Origin of the sequence: Paramagnetospirillum kuznetsovii, from assembly GCF_003284725.1 — a bacterium.
In the GTDB taxonomy this organism is placed as follows: Bacteria; Pseudomonadota; Alphaproteobacteria; order Rhodospirillales; family Magnetospirillaceae; genus Phaeospirillum; species Phaeospirillum kuznetsovii.
Window position 1 is genome coordinate 38,450 of sequence record NZ_PGTO01000017.1, and the last position, 16,944, is coordinate 55,393.

The window sequence follows — 16,944 nt, forward strand, 5'->3', positions numbered from 1 at the left end:
TTAGATTCCGCTTAGCTTTTGAGGGTCGAGAAATTCGCCGACGGTAAGATCGACAACGCCTTCGTCGGTAATGCGGACAATCTTTTCGGGCAGACCGAGCAATACGGCTTCCTGACCGTCATAATCAAAGATCGTCCACCCAAGGCCGTCAGGCACCTCGACCGCCAACAGGCCACAGCCGGGATTAGCCTCGACCATGCTGATCAGCCACGGATTACTGCGCGGCAGGGCAGCCACTTCGTCCTTCGGACGCCCGAAAATTGTCTTGCTGAGGCCATGCAGTTTTCCGACAGGGAATCCGCCCCATCCGCGCGAGATTACGACTTTCATTTCAGCACCTCATCTTCCGGCAGACCTTTGAGCCACCGCCATGTCTTCGCCAGTTCATCAAGCTGACCCTTGCAATTTGACTTCGGTAATTCGCCGGCGATCTTTTGTTCACGCGGCCTGGAATGCCAGGTGTCTAAAACCGCTTGGTGGTCGATATATCGCTGTTCCTCATCGGCAACATGGGCCAGCCGAGCGTCCAGCTCATCGATGGAGCGGCCGTAGAGCTGGGCCAGATCCAGGAAAGCCTCGCGCGCCTGGATGATCTTGAACGGCAAGCCTTCTGTGCCGCCCAGGTGCTCCAGGACACCTTCGGGATCCAGCGCAATAACCAGGCTTTCAGCCGTGATCATCGCCGAAAGAACAATGCGATCGGTCCCAAGGTAATTCCCCTCGCCACCTCTAAGGAGCTCAACAAATTCCAGCATGGGCTGACCGCGAAAATCACGCCGAATGGCCAGGGCGTAAGCGGAAACCGGGTCGTCTTCACCGGGGATTTCGCTGAGAGACGGACTGCCTGCCGAGGGGCGATAGGATTTGTAAGCACAGTCGTGCACATTGCACATGACCGAATGCCAGCCGTTATTCCGCATCCGGCCGCGGCAGCCGCAATGGATGCATGTCACAAAAGACCGGGCCTCAGCCCTGGTCCTCGCATCGGCGACGAACTGCTTAAATCTATCGCTCACGGTGTAGTAAATCCGCAGCGTGCCGAACTTTTCCTTGATCTGGGCTACCGCAAACTCATTGCAGGGAATGTGAGCCACAGCATGGCAAAATTCCTCAAGAATGCCGACCCAACCGGATTCGATCTCCAGGCCGCGCCAGCCACGGCGACGCATCTCATCGCGCAGCGCCTGCATCCGTTCAGCTCTGTTGGGTTCCTGGGGCATTTTTAGCGATCCTTTAGGGCCTGAAAGGCTTTGATGTTCTTCATCACCACCTTGCGGGAAAGCAGGCGTTCCACTTCCGCGATGACGACCTCCAGGCCCGACGGCGTATCGATCAGATCCACGGGGCACTGGTTGCCAAGCTTGGCGGAAGGCGTGGCCATCCAGGTTCTGACCGCTTGCTGGTCCAGCTCGTAGATGTTCGCAAGCATGGCGCTCAGATAGCCCAGTCGCTTGATATCCACATTCGGCGGCACTAGACCGAGCATTGCTTCAACTTCCGCACGCATTTTGATTTCCTTGGATCTGTCGGCCACATTTCGGGCGGCATGAAGGTGATTGTCAGACGTTGAGAGGAAGCCAAAGTGTGGCAATGCCAGCGCATCGAGCAGCTCTCTATCCAGACACTCAATCGAAATAGCCTTCCTTTCCTGACCGCGCCGGCGCTTCAGGAAAAGCGCGCGATATCTCGCGTTCGGCCAATGCCGCGACAAGAGCCGCCACATGGGATTGGATTGCCGCACCTCAGTATTCCTCAGCGAACAAAACGGTGGTCGAGGAGCGGTCGGCTTCGGTGATGATGTAGATCTTCTGGCCATTCACCATGTAGGCCGAGAACAGGCGGCCGCCGTCGATCAGCGCGCGCTGATTGGCCTGCTTATCTTCATCATCGAGGTCGCCCCAGTCGCCCTTAACGTGGCGCCCGATCAGCGGCAGCACTTCGATGCCGCTATCGACAATGGTGCGCGTGGCAACCAGGCGGCCGATGGGAAACCAGACATTCGACATATCCAAAAACTCCAAATTCCATAAGGAAATAATGCCGATTATCGTCGTTTAACGCAATAGGGAATTTAATGTTTTTATTAATTTAATTCATCAGGCGCGGCCGAGGCATGGCCGAATTAAGGGCGCCTTCGATAGCGGCGCGCAGGCGGCGGATCGGCCAGCCTTTGGCAAAGGCGCGGCGCAGATGCTCGATGGATTCAGGCTCGAGATCAGGCAGATCGCCCGGCTCAATTTCGAGTTCATTGGCGATGTCGCGCAGGATGCCGTGAAAAACCGAATCAAAGGCATCGGCGGTGGGAGAACCGATTTCAACCACACGCAGGCGGCTCAACAACGGGCCTTTGAGCGGCGTCAGATCATTGGCCGTGGCAATCCAGTTCACTGCCGAGAGATCCACAGGGACCTGAAGGCATTCATCCGTCCACGCCTTGGCCGTTGCGGGCTCCAGCATGGAAAGCAGGGTCTGGTGAACAGAGCCATTGCGAGTGCCCTCGGCCGCCTTGTCGAGCTCATCCAACATGATCAGCGGATTTGCCGATTTGGTTGATCTCATCGCATGCAAAACGAAGGTCGGATTCGCCGAGCCCCAACCCTTCGCCGTGCCCTGCAAAGAGCGGTTGTCGGAAGAGCCTCCGACATTGACCGTCGAAAAGCCGAGCTGAGCCAGTTCGGCAAAGCGGCGCGTGAAACTGGTTTTACCGGTTCCCGCAGGGCCGATAAACAAAGTCGGGCGAATCTTGATCCATTGGCGACCTGCGGAACGGCGTAGCTCGATGTCACCCAGCAGGGCGTCGATGGCATCGCCGCACCACGGGAATTCGCCAAGCAGCACAGCGCGGATCAGAGCCGGATCGGCGTCGGAACCACGCAGATGTACGCTGCATAAGAAATTCCAAGCCTTGCCAGTATCGCCGGCCAATTCATTCGCCATCACGGCGATATTGGGAGACGGCGCCACGGCCTTTTTGGCTTGTTCAGGCGCGGCAGGAACGGCTTTCAATGGCGTCCCGTGTTCAGGGCCGTTGGCACCGACACTGGTCTGCCATTCTTCGGCGAACCTAAAAACACCTGCGGTATGCTCGCGGGCGTCTAATTTATAAAGCGGAGTGACGGACGAAGAGGCAAACCACCCCAACATTACCCGGATCGCCTTCAATCGCGGCCATTTGCGCTTTTCCTGAGCGATATATTCGCCAAGGTGGCCAAGCAGCATGGCGATAGCTTCGGGGTGATGTGTGGTGGCGGCAAAGGCCAGCCAGGTGAGCGCCAAATCGCTATTGCCGCCGATGGCCATGGCCACCTTGATGCATTTATGAGCACCTGCATTGCCCTCCTCGAGGGCAGCTTCGAGGACCAAGGCCTTACGCGCGTCGTCGTTAAACCTGGTCGAGCTGATCAGCATGTTGATCATCTGGCGTTTGACGCTGTAGGAGGTCATCTCAGCGCGCGACATGGTGCGCCAGGCCTCAAAGGTCGGCTGCATGCCATCACGACGGAACGAAGGCCGCCAGTTAGTCCTGGTGTCCATAAGGCCCCTGAATTCGTTGATGACGGAAGGCATTTGGAAGCTCCTGCTTAGATGGTAGAACGATCCTACCATAATAAGGCACGAAGAGAAACTAAATTGTTATCAAATACCGTGTTTTGCAAATTGCGGAAAACGGCTTTGGGCGTGGGTGAAACTCACGTTTTGGACCGATTTTGTGAATTTCAACCACATCCAGGCCGGCTGGCATGGTGTATTACCCGTCAAGGGTGTATTGCGTACAATCATTAATCTATGTGTCGATATTCCGCATTGATGTTGAACACCGAAATAGGGATGGATGTGGTTCAAATTGACGAACTTGACGGCCATATTTTTAAAAAATGGCGGAAATCAGAGCTGCGTGTGGGTGAAACCTACGAAAACAGGGGTTAAACGTGAGTTTCAACCACATGCAGATTTCCAGTTCAGTTATGGTCGCAATGGGGCTCCTTCAGATCCTCGAAGGCCTGTTGCACCTTGGTGGTGGTAACCAGTTTAAGTCAGCTGCATTCCAGCTTGGCGGCAACGACAGACACGACAAATTTGCGCCCCTGCTTGCCGCTGGATGTCAGGAAGCCCTTTCCGATCAACCGCGGAATGCCGTTGCTCAACTGGACGCCGATGCCGGCCGGCACGGCTTCCCCTGCTCGTTCAAGCTTTCGCTGGATGCGCGCAGCGATTTCCTGGCTGTCGATGACGATGTCATCCATGGAACCGACAATAATTCCTTGCGCCAGAATCGCAGCGAGGATGCGCGATTCCCATACGGTCAAGCCGTGGGTCATCATTAAGTCCAGAAATTCAGGTCTGATCGTAATATCCATACCAATATATTAATGTTTTCGATAAAAATCGCAACGCGCTTACCGTTCTGATTTCAGTGACCCAAGCTAATAACATTTCCGCCGTCGAGAAAGCGCCGCCGGTATACGGCTCCTTTGTGGCTTAATGGGATTCAGGGTCTCGTGGGCGTTCGAATTCCTCCAGCTCCTCGTCCAGCGCAGCGAAGTCCGCTTCGCTTGGGGCGCGACAATTACGGTGGCCGGTCAGCGACAATTAGGATGGCCGGTATGAGACACCGTCGAGTAGCACCTATACCGCTATCACAAGCAAGCATTGCTCAGCAATAAGGAAGTGCAGCGACAATTACGGTAATTGTCGCTGCGGTCGCGATCTGGCGGGAATGGTAATTGTCGCTACGCCGTCGAAACGACAATTACCCCAGTGAGGGTGATGAGACGTTTTTAATTGTCGCTGGCGCTGTCCTTGCCTTTGACGCGAGCGACGGCTACCCTCTTCCTGTAGCTCTCGCCGTTCATTTCGATGATGGTAGCGTGGTGGACAAGACGGTCGATCGAGGCCACGGTCATCGCCGGATCGGGGAATACGTCGCCCCAAGCCGAGAAGGGCTGGTTGGCCGTGATGGCGATGCTGTGTCGCTCATAGCGGTGACTGATGAGTTCGAACAGCACACTGGTTTCGGCCTGATCCTTGCGCACATAGGACAGGTCATCGAGGATGATCAGGTCGTATTTGTCCAGTTTATCCAAGGTGGCAGCAAGAGCGAGGTCGCGACGGGCGGATTGGAGCCGCTGGACCATGTCGGTCGTGCGGGTGAAGAGTACCCGCCGTCCCGCATCGATCAAGGCGTCACCGATGGCGGCCACCGCATGAGATTTGCCGGTGCCGCTTTCGCCGAAGATCAGTAGGTTGTCTCCGGTCTCGATCCAGCCGTCGCCGGTTCCCAGTGCCAGCAGATGATTTTTGCGGACACCCGTAGCGACATTGAAGTCGAAGGTGGCGAAGGTCTTCCCGGCAGGCAGACCGGATTGATCGCGGTGCCGTTGGATGCGTCGGGATGTACGGTCAGCAACCTCGATCTCCAGCAGCGTTGCCAGCAACCTGGCGGCGGGCCAGTCATCTCGATCGGCAATTTCGGCGATACGCTTCCAATTCCGCGCGATGCTGGGCAGGCGCAGCGCCGTCAGCAAGGTGGGGAGCACCGCGGTGTCGGCGGTCATGGCAGCAACTCCCCGCCCTCGACAGACGAAGCGCCAGTGCCCATCAAAGGCAGCAGGTCATTATAGCCCTTGATGTTGGGCGGCGGGATGGTGATGTCGGTTACCCTTGGATCCTTCGGAGTAAATTCGGCCATAAGGGCAACTGGGTCAGGCATCTTTCCCGCGTCGAAGATCGCATCAAGGCGCTGGCCCAGAGCCTCCTCCACGGACGAGTCTTTGCTGGCGATATCGAGCAGGGTAACCATGATCCGGCATGCAAGCCGCGTCGGCATCCCGGCATTCAATACGCTCCATGCGCGAGAATAGGCTGCGCTGGGAAACAGGGAGTCCCGATAGAGCAGATTGCGCAGTGCCTGTGGTTTTCGTCGCAGCGTCCCGATGACATGGTGGTAGTCGATATTCCGTCCGCGTTCGGAGCGGTTGACCCGGACACGTTCCATGGTGGCCACGGAAGTGGCTCCATAGAAGCAAACAAGGCGGTCATCGTATAGATGCACCTCAAGCTTGTGCCCAATCAGCCGGGAGGGCACCGAGTACAGCACCCGATCAACGCTGATGGTGCTGTTGCGCGTGACGGGCACCGTCACCTTGGTGAAGTCGGTCGTCCGCCGCTTTGGTAACGGTCTGAGTTTCTCCCGCTCTTCGGCCACCAAGGCTTTACGTCTGGCGTTATGGCGGTCGCAGATGCCATCGACGAAGCGCCGGTAGTCATCGAGAGACTCGAAATCGAGACTGCCTCGGCGCAGGAGAGCTTGGGCGAGACGCCGCTTGATGTGAAGGTTCGAGGATTCGATCGAGCCGTTCTCGTTTGCCACGCCGGGATTGTTGCGCGTGGCCGTCATGCCGTAATGGTCGCACAGATCCTTGTAACGGCTGGTGAAGTCGAGTTGGGCATCGCGAGCGAGGTTCTTGTAGGCCGCCGACAGCGAGTCGGTGCGGTGCTCCACCGTGGTGCCGCCCAGCTTCCACAACGCGTCCTGCATTCCTTCGGCGACGGCTGAAAAGCTCTCGCCGCCAAGGATCACATGGGCGTGCTCCCATCCGCTGTAGACCAGACGGAAATGGTAAAGGCGATGGGGGAACGGCTCGCCGCCGATGGTGACGCCGAGGGCATCGGCCACGGTGAAGTCGGACTGAGCCTGTTGCCCCGGCTCATGACGCTGGGGGAAGAAGACCTCCTTGTCCGCGCCATTGAGGGCTTGCCAATCGGCCACCCGACGCTCCAGCGTCCGGCGCACCGTATCGGGAACCGCATCTGGGCTGAATTCCTCCTGCAAGGTCTCGAAGATGGTGACGGCCATGATGCCCGGCATGGTCTTGAGCATTTCCAACGCCCGTGGCCAAACCTCGGTCAATGGATCGGTACGGGTCCGCCATGCCCGCTCTGGATTTTTCTGGGATGGAAGGCGGAGGTCATGGTCGAGCCGCCGCGCGGTACGCTCGCTGAAGCCAGACTTGGCCGCCGCGATCGCCTGAGTGTGATTCGGTCGTTGAGACATGTAGCGCACTACCTGCTGATCGGTAACGTGAAGGCCAGGCATCAAGACCGCACCGCAAGTTGATTCGGATGCGACCTTGGATACCACCCTCGACGCCGTCAGGCTGGAACGGCCCCATGGGGCCGTTTGTCATGCCGCCGCCCGCTGGGGCCGGTCTCCAGTCGGGGCTCCGCCCCTCCTTACGTCCGGCCCCAGCGGGCAATCATACCGGCCATCATAGTTGTCGCTCAACCGGCCAAGATAATTGTCGGCGGCGAGCTTCGCTATCCGGCAGCAGAATAATCTTTTCCTCAGCTGGCAGAGAGGCCTGCCGTTCGACAGGAAGAGACGCGGTATCAATGATGATCTCTACCAGAGAGTCGAAATCATCATACAGCGCGTCGATATCCGTTTCGTTGACCGGCAACATGCCGCCCTCTTCCAGCATGGGCTCCCCTGCCCCGCCCCTCGCCGGCGGCATCCCTGCAATTCCACGCTCCACCACCTTGGGAAACAAGGTCGCCCATTCCTGCTGCTCGACTTCCGTCAAATGGGCAAGCAGCCACATCAGCGCCCGTTCAACTTCATCCCTGTAAGCTTGCCTGGATTCAATCGTGCGCTGGCTCGATGTCCGCGGAGCATCGTCGCGCGGCGGTCGTCCTCTTTGGCCCATCTCTGATGAGATCTGCTCGGCAATCTGCGCAATACGCGCACGCTGTTGGTCGGATTCGATCGCCGCCAGGTAATTCTTAATCAGCCTGGCTCGGGCCGGCGGCTTTCTGCCCTGCAGCAGCGCAATCAGAGCGTCGCGGTGTTCGGCTTCCGTGTTGATCGAGGCGACTGGCGGGATGAGGCGGTGTTTGCCCATGGAAAGTTTGCCGATTTGCGAATTCAGGGATTTACCGCATACACGATTTCCGCCCTTGGAGTCCCGATTCATATCGGTATTTGAAAATAATTTTTGGGCACTTCATACGACACGCCGCACGTGGAATTTTCCCAATATTACTTGGGTTTCTAGAATTCATAAATCGTATCTGATAGACAGAAAATACGATTAACATACTGATATCGTTCACTGTTTCGAAATTTTGTTGTTGCAAACCGGATTTCTCCTGGGTTATGGTTTTGACATGAGTAAAACAAAACCGTTCCACAGGTAGGAACTGATGGTCGGCTTTAGAAGGGGACAGAAAGTGAAGACAATTGTTACCGCATATGAACTCATCGATATCGTCAAGACGTTTGGCGTGAGTCTTACACGTGCGACTGTCGCCAATTGGTGCGACGCTTTCGATATCGGAAAAAAGAGCGGCCACGTTTGGCTGATCGACGTCGATAAGATGCAGGCTCTCCTGGATTCCGATCTCTCGGATGTGTCCTGGGGCAAGCTGCACGCCGTGCAAAATGCCATGAAAGCCATTCGCGCCAATGGCGGCACCGCCTCGCTCGTTTAGAACGCATCCGCCTTCACGCATTTAAAGACAATAATTTTCACCCAAAAATATATGGGCCAGGAGTCTGTAAAATGACCGAATCATCACGCGACCCATCAATTGATGCGGCAATCGAGAGCCTCAAGCAGAGCCTCAATATCGTTGAGATCATTTCAAGCCGCGGCATTCAGCTGAAGCGCCAGGGCGCTGAGCATGTCGGGCTGTGCCCCTTCCATGAAGACACTAAGGCTTCCTTGTCGGTCAATCCTCAGAAGGGCGTGTATTACTGCCGCGCCTGTGGCGCTGCTGGCACCGCGATCCGCTTCTTGCAGGAATATGAGGCCCGTTCCTTCGCCGATGTGGTCTACGAGCTTTCAAACGGCGGTATCGATCTTCGCCGCCGCAGTGGTTCACTGGTTGCGGCCACTTATGAGCGGACCGCAATGCGGACGACGTCATCGTCAAAGCCTACAACGCCGGAACCCAAGGCGATCCTGCCCGTGCCGGCATCAGCTGAAGATATCGTCGCCACGGCGAGCGGATTCAGCGACTTGGGGGCCAAGACGCCGAAGTCGGTGAAGATCCTCAATCCAAACAATGAGGATTGCCCGGTCTTCGATCAGAACATCACCATGCAGCACACCTATTGTGACGCCAATGGCGAGCTGCTGGGCTATGTGCTGCGCAATGATTGGGTCGATGCCGAAGGCGTGAAGCGCAAGTCGACCAAGCAGGTGGTCTGGGCTGAAGAGGTCCACATGCCCGACGGGTCGATCCGGTCTGGCTGGACAAGCATGGCTTTTCCGCCGCCGCGCCAGCCCTATGGTCGTGAACTTGTTAATCCGAATCCAAACGCGCTCTGCGCCTGGTTCGAGGGTGAGAAGGCGGTCGATTACGCCAATGAGCGGCTGGGCCAGGCAGCATACGTCGGAATGGGCTGGGTTGGCGGCGCCGGCGCCGTGGACAAGCTTGCTCTCGATCCCGAGGTTGCTGGGCGTGACCATATTCTTTGCCCTGATAACGATCCGGCCGGTCATGTCTGCATGCAGAAGCTGGAGCGCCAGCTGCGCGACGCGGGCTGCACCGGTGATATCTATGTCGCCCTGGCGCCCGAAGGCGCAGCAAAGGGCTGGGATGCGGCTGATTCTTGCTGGAATGCCGAGCAGCTGACCAGATGGCTCGGGGCTGCAATCCCATATACAGAATGGAAGTCTGACATGGCCGAGGTCGAAACTGTCGAGATGGAGCGTGTCGCTGATGCCATTCAGCCATCACTGACCACCCCAGCGGCGGCGCCGAATCTGGCCGATGTACCCCATGATGGCATCACGATCTACGACCGGATCTGCAACCAGGGCCCGGCCGTGTTGGAAGAGCCAGCAACCCTGCAGATCCTGGGTCGCATGCGGAAGTCAAATAAGAGCGGCTATGGCGCCTTCCGGGTCGCCATGCGGGCTATCGGCATGGATGTCTCCAGCATGGAAGAGCGGATCAACCTGGCCCTGGCTGGCTTGACCAAGGACGGCATGCTGATCCACGGCCTGGCCAAGAACGATCCGGCATCGCTTCAGGATGGTCCGGTCGTGCAGATGCTGGTTCGCATGAAGGCCTGCGAGCGCACCGCCTATGTGCAGCTCAAGAAGGAGCTGTCCAAGATCGGCGTTCCGAGCGACGAAATGGATAAGGCTGTTACTCTGGCTGCCCGTGAGAACGACGGCGGCATGTCCGACCGCGTGAACGGCCTGCTCCATGATTTTAAGATCACCATTCAACGCATGGGGTATCACCGCGGCGTCTATTTCTATCTTTCCTCGGAAACTCGCGAAATCGTCTCTATGTCGGCTGAAAAACATCGCGATCGTAACCTGCTGCAATTGGCCCCCGCTGGCTTCTGGGAGTTGGCCTTCGGCACTGAGAAGGGCGGCATCAATTGGATCGATGCCGCCAGCTGGCTGATGCGCGACTGCCATCAGAAGGGTCTTTTTGAAAATGAACGTATCCGTGGACGCGGCGTCTGGTTTGATAACGGCCGCACTGTAATGCATCTTGGAGACCGCCTTATCATCGATGGAGAAACCTGTAAGATTGAGGATTATTGCGGGTCATACCATTATGAGATAAATAATACTTTGCCTGCGCCACTGATGGATGATCCGCTGACAGACGAAGAGGGTCGTGAAATCGCCGATATTATTTACTCTGGCCTGCGCTGGGAGAATCAAGGCCATGGCTATTTGCTTATTGGCTGGATCGTTTCGGCCATGGTCGGTGGCGCAATGCCATGGCGGCCTCATGTCTGGCTTAGCGGGCCTTCCGGTTCTGGCAAGACATGGACACAGACCATGATCATTAGCCCGCTGCTTGGAAGTCTAACGCTTGCCTTTAAGGGTGCAACTGAAGCAGCTATCCGCGGTAAGCTACAATCTGATTCCCTTGCTGTTCTTTTTGATGAGGCAGAAAGCCAAACTGAGAGAACAAAAAAGCAAATGGAGGCTGTGCTTGGTCTGGCTCGCACTTCTAGCAGCGGCACAACGAACAGCGGACCGATCGACGATCCAAGCAATGAAAAGAAGGATAATGATTTCTGTGTCGGAAGAGGAACTCAAGGTGGTGGGAGTGTTTCTTACCAAATCCGCTCATCATTTCTATTTTCTTCCATCAGTCCGGCACTCGAGCAGGAAGCCGATATCAATCGCTTCATGCAACTCCCATTTCGCAAGCCTCTAAAATTTATCCAGAATTCAGAGAGCAACCGAATTAAGTACGAAGAAGAATCGGCAAATTTTGAACGCACAAAGAAGCGCGTAGAAGCTGCAGTAAAAAACGGCGTAACATCACGACGCCTGCTGGCTCGGATCCTGCAAAATTTACCGACGATTTTAGAAAATGTTGAAAATTTCCGTGCGGCTGCATCTGACGTACTGATGGACAGCCGCAATGGAGATACCGTTGGCGTTTTGCTGGCTTGCTATCATGCAATTATCACCAAAGCAATGATTAGCAAGGATGAAGCAAAAACATTTATGCTAGAAAACAAGGATATATACGTCAAGCATATTGACGATACATCATCCTCATCCAATGAAAGTCGCTGCCTGAACATCATTAAGGCATATAAGCTTGACGTTTACGGTAAGCTTTCTGTTCTTGATTGTATCTTGGCTGCCCAAAAGCTGTCGAGCGGCAAGCTCTATGATGAACCCTATGAAGATCTTGAGAAAAAGTTGAGTGACGCTGAGCGCCAATTCCGGCAGGAGCGCCGCAAGCGTGAGCGAGTTATTGCTATCGAGGCGGTAAATGTTCTTGGCGATTTCGGAATGAAATACTCGCCAAGCGAAGATTATGGATATGACTATGATTTAAATAAGGTTATCAGCGGACCTGCCGTGCTGTTTAACAAGATGTCCGTCGATATCTGGAATAAGGCTCTCGCCGGAACCCAGTGGGACACAGAGCTAAAGTGGCGGATCGCCATCTGCACAATGCCTAACACCGTCGATTATATCATCGACCAAAAAACTGGTTCGGCAAAATTGGCGAAGAACAAAAGGCCGTGTGACATTAAGCGCCGTTATAGGGACCATGATCAGGCGGGTGCGATGCGCTCAATCGCAATGTCGTTCAGGACATTTGTCGGTGGGTTGACAGCAGAGGAAGAGATTGAGGAATCGCTCGCTGATGAACTCCCTGAACTTGAGGCTGCTTTCGCCGACGAAGCTGTCGCGTAAAGAAGGAGTGGCCGGATTTATCCGGCCTTTCCTTCTAGTCGTTGCTCCATATAAGCCATTTTGGCGGTGGTGGCGGAAACTCACCTGGCCCATAGAGTTTCGGTCGAAAGGTTCGCACAGGACCTCCAGGACGGCGGAAGTGAACGATCTGCGCTTCGACGTTATCTCTATCAAATTCTGGCTCTCTCTTGGCGCGAACACGAGCCAGCATTTTTGCGCATTCTGGATTTGTGTTTTCGATCCACGTCTTCAGCACAGCTCGATGGGTATCCCCGCCGCGAGATCCGCTGCAGAACATTCCGCTTCTGACCCGCTTTTCCAAAATAAATTCATCGTAGATCACCGGTGAGCCCGACTCTTTTACGGCCATATGCGCCGACTGCGATTTTCTGATTGGCATTATGAATATCTCCTTGTTTGGGTCATGCGACCTGATATTGGCCGTTCTATAACTACAACACGATTATGTATAACACATACCAATGGCTTTGTACGCTTGGTATTTTGTGTAGTTTTACGGCTATAGCACCGCAGACTGGTTATTCCATCGTTTTTTTATGGTGACTTTTCATGGTTGTGCCATCGACGTGCCACCGGTAGACAGTGCCCAGGCCGCTTATTCGTGATGCAGGCACATAAGAGAGATTCCACGATATTCATTGGGATATTCGTAACTGTACCAATAACAAGGATAGGACGCTACGTCCTAAAATTGGTAAAATCTTTCTAAAAGTGCTCCACAAGTCATGTGGCACACAAAATCCTTCTGGCACAGTCTGTGTCACGTTGTTTTTCTAAAATATATTTGGAAAATTTTGCATGGTGGCACAATGGCACACCTATTCACGACATAGCCATATTTTCATTATAGCGAAATCGATCAAGCTAACAATACGTTACGATACCGGAACATGCCGCTGGATATCTCTCGAAAATTCAAATCCTGCAGAAGCCGTATGTTTTTCTGTGCCACTGTGCCATTTCTTATATTTCTATCTCCATTTATGAGGAAAAATGTAAGTAAAATAAGGAGTTTTTTGTTGTGGCACACTACGCAAAATACGGTGGCACAGCTGTGCCATTGTGCCATTTGTGTGCCTTTCGATATTTAATGGCCAGAGCCGTTCCCCAGAACCCGGCATTTCCGCCGTCATCCCTTATGCCAAGGCTCATTGATTAGAATCCATGCGCCCAGTCGCGGAGCCCGATGGATATAATGGTCCAAGGCTGATCTGCCAGCTTGTTCCAGGCGTGGCAGCAATGGTCGACGATATCCTCGTAGGATTGGAATATCCGGTTGGACAGCCAGTTTTTCCGCATGAACTGCCAGATGTTTTCGACCGGGTTCTCGCCGCCGTGGGAACCCCCTGCGTGGGTCCCAATCAACGGGCCTTGGTATTAGCCCATAGTTTAACGGCCGACCAATGGGCCTCGCCGCCAAGCTTGGCGGCGCAGAACATGCCCATTCTGACCTTTTTCTCGACTGAATACGGGTCATAGACCCGTTGCTCCTCGACTACCGCCTTTCTGGCGGTCTTGGCATTTCTGGTGGACATTCTAACGCCTGGCTTAAATAACACCTGTAATATGTTTAACATATGCCAAAAAACTAGGCGTGCGAAACCTTACTGTGGAATTATGGGCGTCCATTTTAACTGAACCCCAACTCAAAATACTAGAGGCGCCCACCCGTTTTCACATGCCGTCGGTTCGAAAACAGCATGGCTCCGGTCCTCATGCCGTCAACCGGCGTAAATCGTATTCTCTGTCTTGGGACACAGGATGCGTGAGAATAATACTAATCATTCGGAAGTTAGTTGAAAATAGATGTTGCGAATATGGCACCGTACCATTATCATGAATCCATGAGTACCGGGAGATGGCTCCCAATTGCACAAAGTGAGGATTTCTGAAATGACCGCCCCATCAAACATCGAAGCCGCCGTCGACGCCCTTATCAATGCCAATTCCTATATGGTCGGCTGGGAGATGACCTACCTGTCGATCTCGCGCCGGAATGGCAATTTTTACTACAATGCCAATGTGATTGACGTCGAAGTCGATGGCGAGGAAGAGCGGATCCGTGAGATCGATGATCTGCATGAGGCGGGCAATGACGGCATCGTCATGATCGGTTATGCCGTCGGCGAGCCCTATAAGAGCTCACCTTACTCCTTCGATCCCGAGACCCTGGTTATTATGACCACTCAGGCCGAGAAGCTCGAGGCCGAGCAGGCCAAGCACTCCATGTCCATGTGAGCCACCACCAGGCGTAACCGTAGATACCCGTCGGGACGGTATGCGGTCGCAAGGGCGTCCTGTACGCCCGACGTGGTCTGAAGCCGATCAAATGAGAGGCGGCTTTGCGCATCTTAAGGTTTGCGAGATCGTCGGCGTTGATTTCAGCAAGAATCGCATCTTGTTCAAGATCTTCGAGTCCGAATGGGATCGCAAGAAGAGGCGTGGCAACAAGAGCACTTCTGTTTACCTGGGTATGGTCAGCAACAAGGGCATCGATTACCGCTATCTCGGCAACGGTCACCTGATGCATTCCATCGACTGCCATGTTGCCAAGGGTGGCAATCCCTTCTCTACGGTGAACCGGTGAACGATGAGAGGCGGGGCCGAAGCCCCTCCCATTCTCTCCATAATGTAGGGGGTATGTGAAATCGCACTGGTGGCGTAATCGCAGATCAAAAGACAAGCGACTTCGGGCCGCCTTATTCTTATTTCCACGCCGTAAATGGCAGTACGATCTTACCAAACACAGTGACACAGTGCCATTTTTGCTCAACAGCCAAAATTGGAGGTCGTTCGATGTATTTTTATTCAGATCAATCGATGGATTCCCATGAATTTAACCTGGCTCGTTCGTATCTCGGGATAACCCGTGAACAATTGGCTGCGCTCCTTGGAGCCTCATTGAATACGGTCATCGCATGGGGTCGAGCAGGCGGCGTGTCCGCCCGGCCGATCCCGGCCGACATCGCCGCGACCATAAGGATGATTACATGGGCAGGGCCGGCGCGGCTCAGACTGAACTCTGATGGCATCGTCGCTCTTGTCGATTACGACCTGACCGACCTCCAAGTTCGGCGCGCTTGGCTGCTCATCAAGCAGATCGCCAATCTCGATGATCTCGTGCCGCAGCTGACCAGCTCGGTGATACTGCGCTTTTCAGATCGGGCAGAATCATACTCTAAAGTTGTTGATCCGGCCCAGACGCAGCAGGCCGGCGCAAGCTCTCTAAGGGAGTTTGCTGAGATGGCGGCCAGGTTGGTGGTGTGCGGCGCGATCTGAAGCCAGCAGCAACATCCGTCAGACAGAACGGCGGCCAATTGGCCGCCGTTCCTCATTCCGCATACGGCGTAATTTGTATTCTCAGTCTTATGAACACGAAAACAAGAAAAAATACTGAGAACGACGGCGAATAGCAGAAAATAGATATTGCAAACGTGGCACCGTACCACTATATTGAATCGTGGAAACGGGGAAACCCCCACAGAAATGCAAAACAAGGAATCACATCATGCTTCACGCTTTCTTCGACCTCGATGATGAGCGGCTTTACATGGACGGCGGCTTTCGCTCGGCACCATTCGGCTTCTTGGGCGATCGGGCTTATCTGCGCGATGACGATCACGATCAGTATTTCAACGGAAATGGCGATGCGCCCAATCTTCCAGGTTGCGTTTTCGGAGGGAAGTCGTGGTCAGAAGTGCAGCCCCACGAGGTCGCTCGTTATATCGGGCTGCAGATCGTCAAGCCGAAGTTCCTGAAGGTTTACAAGACCCGTGCCGGGTGCCTGCGGGCTGTCGCTAAGGCGAGCGAGGAGGCTCAGAACGATACTCCATGGCTCTGATGAGCCCCACAGGTCGCATGGATGATCCCAGCGGCCACATCCATCCGTAAGGAACTCAAAAAATGTCGATCAATCTCAATTTAAAATTCCCCCTTTTGGGGCGCGAGCAGCAAATCTACGGTGCTGCGATTCAGCAGTACATGAACCCCCGCGGACGTGGCTACAAATCTGAAGTCAACTTGATGGTCTGGCCAGAGATCGAGCGCAGCCAAGGTGCGGTGCGCTTTGAAACGCCGGGTGGGCAGATCTGGATAACGAACAAGAAATTAAATGCGCTCTTTGGCGCTCGTTTTGGTGGTGAGCCCAATGCAGCCATCCTCCTCAAGGGCCTTGATCAAGCAGAGATCACCAGCGCAATCGATAATGTTATGAATAAGATCGCTGAAGCGATCGCCGATGATGAAGTGCCGATAACGAGGGTTGCCAGTGGATCGACCCCGAAGTCAGCTCGTTACAATGTCGATATCCAGGAAAGCATTCTAATTAATTCAAATCCTGAGATTTGTCGGCGCACAATTCGCGTCACTTTGCCTGTTTCACAAGTTAGGGCCGACGAAAACGGACAACTGTGGGCGCCAAAATGGCTGTTCAGCGACAGGCTCCAGCACGGCCAGAGGCTCAATGTTGCTGATTGGCCGGGTCTTCCGGAAGTGCGCAAGCAGATCGAAAGCGCGATCAGGTCAGTGGTCAATGAGGTGACTGCCAAAGTCGCCTGATTTCCAAATCTGAGGCCACATCACAAATCGACAGCTCGCCCACCGGAACACCAGTCTGAATTAAGGAGCAAACCAGTATCAGCGACGTCGATAATTTGCAGGAAATGGCTGGCCACGGTCTCGCCGTCGGGCCATGTCGAGGTCCAGGCTTTCAACTCGCCGCGCGAAA

Annotated in this window: 18 protein-coding genes and 1 pseudogene; 7 read left to right on the forward strand and 12 right to left on the reverse strand. The window is 54.7% G+C overall.

The window, feature by feature from the left end; translation table 11 throughout:
• The 9 genes from CU669_RS16830 to CU669_RS16870 all read right to left on the reverse strand — a co-directional run bounded on the left by CU669_RS16830 (position 1) and on the right by CU669_RS16870 (position 7,901).
• On the reverse strand, positions 1-330 hold the full coding sequence (locus CU669_RS16830; RefSeq protein WP_112146754.1) for a hypothetical protein: 330 nt from the start codon (positions 328-330) through the stop codon (positions 1-3).
• Positions 327-1,220 (reverse strand): hypothetical protein, encoded by an 894-nt coding sequence (locus tag CU669_RS16835; RefSeq protein WP_112146755.1) that lies wholly within the window; start codon positions 1,218-1,220, stop codon positions 327-329. Before CU669_RS16835 ends, CU669_RS16830 begins: the two co-directional genes overlap by 4 nt.
• Positions 1,221-1,222: 2 nt before the next feature.
• Entirely contained in the window at positions 1,223-1,741 is a 519-nt protein-coding gene (locus tag CU669_RS16840; RefSeq protein ID WP_161539700.1) for an MbcA/ParS/Xre antitoxin family protein, read from the reverse strand.
• Between the two features lies 1 nt (position 1,742).
• Positions 1,743-2,006 (reverse strand): hypothetical protein, encoded by a 264-nt coding sequence (locus CU669_RS16845; protein WP_112146757.1) that lies wholly within the window; start codon positions 2,004-2,006, stop codon positions 1,743-1,745.
• 82 nt (positions 2,007-2,088) lie between these two features.
• On the reverse strand, positions 2,089-3,567 hold the full coding sequence (locus tag CU669_RS16850) for an AAA family ATPase (protein ID WP_161539701.1): 1,479 nt from the start codon (positions 3,565-3,567) through the stop codon (positions 2,089-2,091).
• Positions 3,568-4,034: 467 nt separating this feature from the next.
• Positions 4,035-4,358 (reverse strand): hypothetical protein, encoded by a 324-nt coding sequence (locus CU669_RS16855; protein ID WP_146747764.1) that lies wholly within the window; start codon positions 4,356-4,358, stop codon positions 4,035-4,037.
• Between the two features lie 420 nt (positions 4,359-4,778).
• Positions 4,779-5,555, reverse strand: coding sequence for an IS21-like element helper ATPase IstB (gene istB / locus CU669_RS16860; RefSeq protein ID WP_112146760.1), 777 nt, complete (start codon positions 5,553-5,555; stop codon positions 4,779-4,781).
• Positions 5,552-7,096: an IS21 family transposase gene (gene istA / locus CU669_RS16865; protein ID WP_456095313.1), complete on the reverse strand. Its 1,545-nt coding sequence runs from the start codon at positions 7,094-7,096 to the stop codon at positions 5,552-5,554. The genes istB and istA overlap by 4 nt, the downstream gene beginning before the upstream one ends.
• 172 nt (positions 7,097-7,268) lie before the next feature.
• Positions 7,269-7,901 (reverse strand): hypothetical protein, encoded by a 633-nt coding sequence (locus CU669_RS16870; protein ID WP_112146761.1) that lies wholly within the window; start codon positions 7,899-7,901, stop codon positions 7,269-7,271.
• 328 nt (positions 7,902-8,229) lie between these two features.
• Between CU669_RS16870 and CU669_RS16875 the strand changes: the two genes are divergently transcribed.
• Both CU669_RS16875 and CU669_RS16880 read left to right on the forward strand, forming a co-directional pair.
• Positions 8,230-8,490 carry a hypothetical protein gene (locus CU669_RS16875; protein ID WP_146747765.1) on the forward strand — a complete coding sequence of 87 codons (261 nt, stop codon included), beginning with the start codon at positions 8,230-8,232 and terminating at the stop codon, positions 8,488-8,490.
• Positions 8,491-8,561: 71 nt separating this feature from the next.
• The gene (locus tag CU669_RS16880; protein ID WP_112146763.1) at positions 8,562-12,197 is read left to right on the forward strand and encodes a CHC2 zinc finger domain-containing protein; all 3,636 of its coding nucleotides are present in this window, start codon (positions 8,562-8,564) and stop codon (positions 12,195-12,197) included.
• Positions 12,198-12,231: 34 nt separating this feature from the next.
• On the opposite strand, the gene CU669_RS21175 is transcribed toward CU669_RS16880, so the two are convergent.
• From CU669_RS21175 to CU669_RS21425, 3 genes and pseudogenes are all read right to left on the reverse strand, one after another.
• On the reverse strand, positions 12,232-12,597 hold the full coding sequence (locus tag CU669_RS21175) for a hypothetical protein (RefSeq protein WP_146747766.1): 366 nt from the start codon (positions 12,595-12,597) through the stop codon (positions 12,232-12,234).
• A gap of 776 nt (positions 12,598-13,373) precedes the next feature.
• Positions 13,374-13,544: pseudogene (locus CU669_RS16885) on the reverse strand (IS630 family transposase); the annotation flags it as partial.
• Positions 13,545-13,579: 35 nt separating this feature from the next.
• A complete protein-coding gene (locus tag CU669_RS21425; protein WP_161539702.1) occupies positions 13,580-13,753 on the reverse strand; it encodes a hypothetical protein in 174 nt (57 codons plus the stop codon).
• A 358-nt stretch (positions 13,754-14,111) separates the two neighbouring features.
• Between CU669_RS21425 and CU669_RS16895 the strand changes: the two genes are divergently transcribed.
• From CU669_RS16895 to CU669_RS16915, 5 genes are all read left to right on the forward strand, one after another.
• A complete protein-coding gene (locus CU669_RS16895) occupies positions 14,112-14,456 on the forward strand; it encodes a hypothetical protein (RefSeq protein ID WP_112146765.1) in 345 nt (114 codons plus the stop codon).
• A gap of 91 nt (positions 14,457-14,547) precedes the next feature.
• A complete protein-coding gene (locus tag CU669_RS16900) occupies positions 14,548-14,805 on the forward strand; it encodes a hypothetical protein (protein WP_112146766.1) in 258 nt (85 codons plus the stop codon).
• 209 nt (positions 14,806-15,014) lie between these two features.
• Positions 15,015-15,497, forward strand: coding sequence for a hypothetical protein (locus tag CU669_RS16905; protein ID WP_146747767.1), 483 nt, complete (start codon positions 15,015-15,017; stop codon positions 15,495-15,497).
• A gap of 229 nt (positions 15,498-15,726) precedes the next feature.
• Positions 15,727-16,059, forward strand: a complete 333-nt coding sequence (locus CU669_RS16910) for a hypothetical protein (protein ID WP_112146768.1) — start codon at positions 15,727-15,729, stop codon at positions 16,057-16,059.
• Between the two features lie 62 nt (positions 16,060-16,121).
• The gene (locus CU669_RS16915; protein WP_112146769.1) at positions 16,122-16,775 is read left to right on the forward strand and encodes a hypothetical protein; all 654 of its coding nucleotides are present in this window, start codon (positions 16,122-16,124) and stop codon (positions 16,773-16,775) included.
• The last annotated feature ends 169 nt before the right edge of the window (positions 16,776-16,944 follow it).

Coding starts and splice junctions, on each gene's coding strand:
- CU669_RS16845 (WP_112146757.1), bottom strand. CDS start 2,006: ATGTCGAATGTCTGGTTTCCCATCGGCCGCCTGGTTGCCACGCGCACC.
- CU669_RS16915 (WP_112146769.1), top strand. CDS start 16,122: ATGTCGATCAATCTCAATTTAAAATTCCCCCTTTTGGGGCGCGAGCAG.
- CU669_RS16850 (WP_161539701.1), bottom strand. CDS start 3,567: ATGCCTTCCGTCATCAACGAATTCAGGGGCCTTATGGACACCAGGACT.
- CU669_RS16830 (WP_112146754.1), bottom strand. CDS start 330: ATGAAAGTCGTAATCTCGCGCGGATGGGGCGGATTCCCTGTCGGAAAA.
- CU669_RS16900 (WP_112146766.1), top strand. CDS start 14,548: ATGAGAGGCGGCTTTGCGCATCTTAAGGTTTGCGAGATCGTCGGCGTT.
- CU669_RS16880 (WP_112146763.1), top strand. CDS start 8,562: ATGACCGAATCATCACGCGACCCATCAATTGATGCGGCAATCGAGAGC.
- istB (WP_112146760.1), bottom strand. CDS start 5,555: ATGACCGCCGACACCGCGGTGCTCCCCACCTTGCTGACGGCGCTGCGC.
- CU669_RS21175 (WP_146747766.1), bottom strand. CDS start 12,597: ATGCCAATCAGAAAATCGCAGTCGGCGCATATGGCCGTAAAAGAGTCG.
- CU669_RS16910 (WP_112146768.1), top strand. CDS start 15,727: ATGCTTCACGCTTTCTTCGACCTCGATGATGAGCGGCTTTACATGGAC.
- CU669_RS16895 (WP_112146765.1), top strand. CDS start 14,112: ATGACCGCCCCATCAAACATCGAAGCCGCCGTCGACGCCCTTATCAAT.
- CU669_RS16905 (WP_146747767.1), top strand. CDS start 15,015: ATGTATTTTTATTCAGATCAATCGATGGATTCCCATGAATTTAACCTG.
- CU669_RS16855 (WP_146747764.1), bottom strand. CDS start 4,358: ATGGATATTACGATCAGACCTGAATTTCTGGACTTAATGATGACCCAC.
- CU669_RS21425 (WP_161539702.1), bottom strand. CDS start 13,753: ATGTCCACCAGAAATGCCAAGACCGCCAGAAAGGCGGTAGTCGAGGAG.
- CU669_RS16835 (WP_112146755.1), bottom strand. CDS start 1,220: ATGCCCCAGGAACCCAACAGAGCTGAACGGATGCAGGCGCTGCGCGAT.
- CU669_RS16870 (WP_112146761.1), bottom strand. CDS start 7,901: ATGGGCAAACACCGCCTCATCCCGCCAGTCGCCTCGATCAACACGGAA.
- istA (WP_456095313.1), bottom strand. CDS start 7,096: ATGCCTGGCCTTCACGTTACCGATCAGCAGGTAGTGCGCTACATGTCT.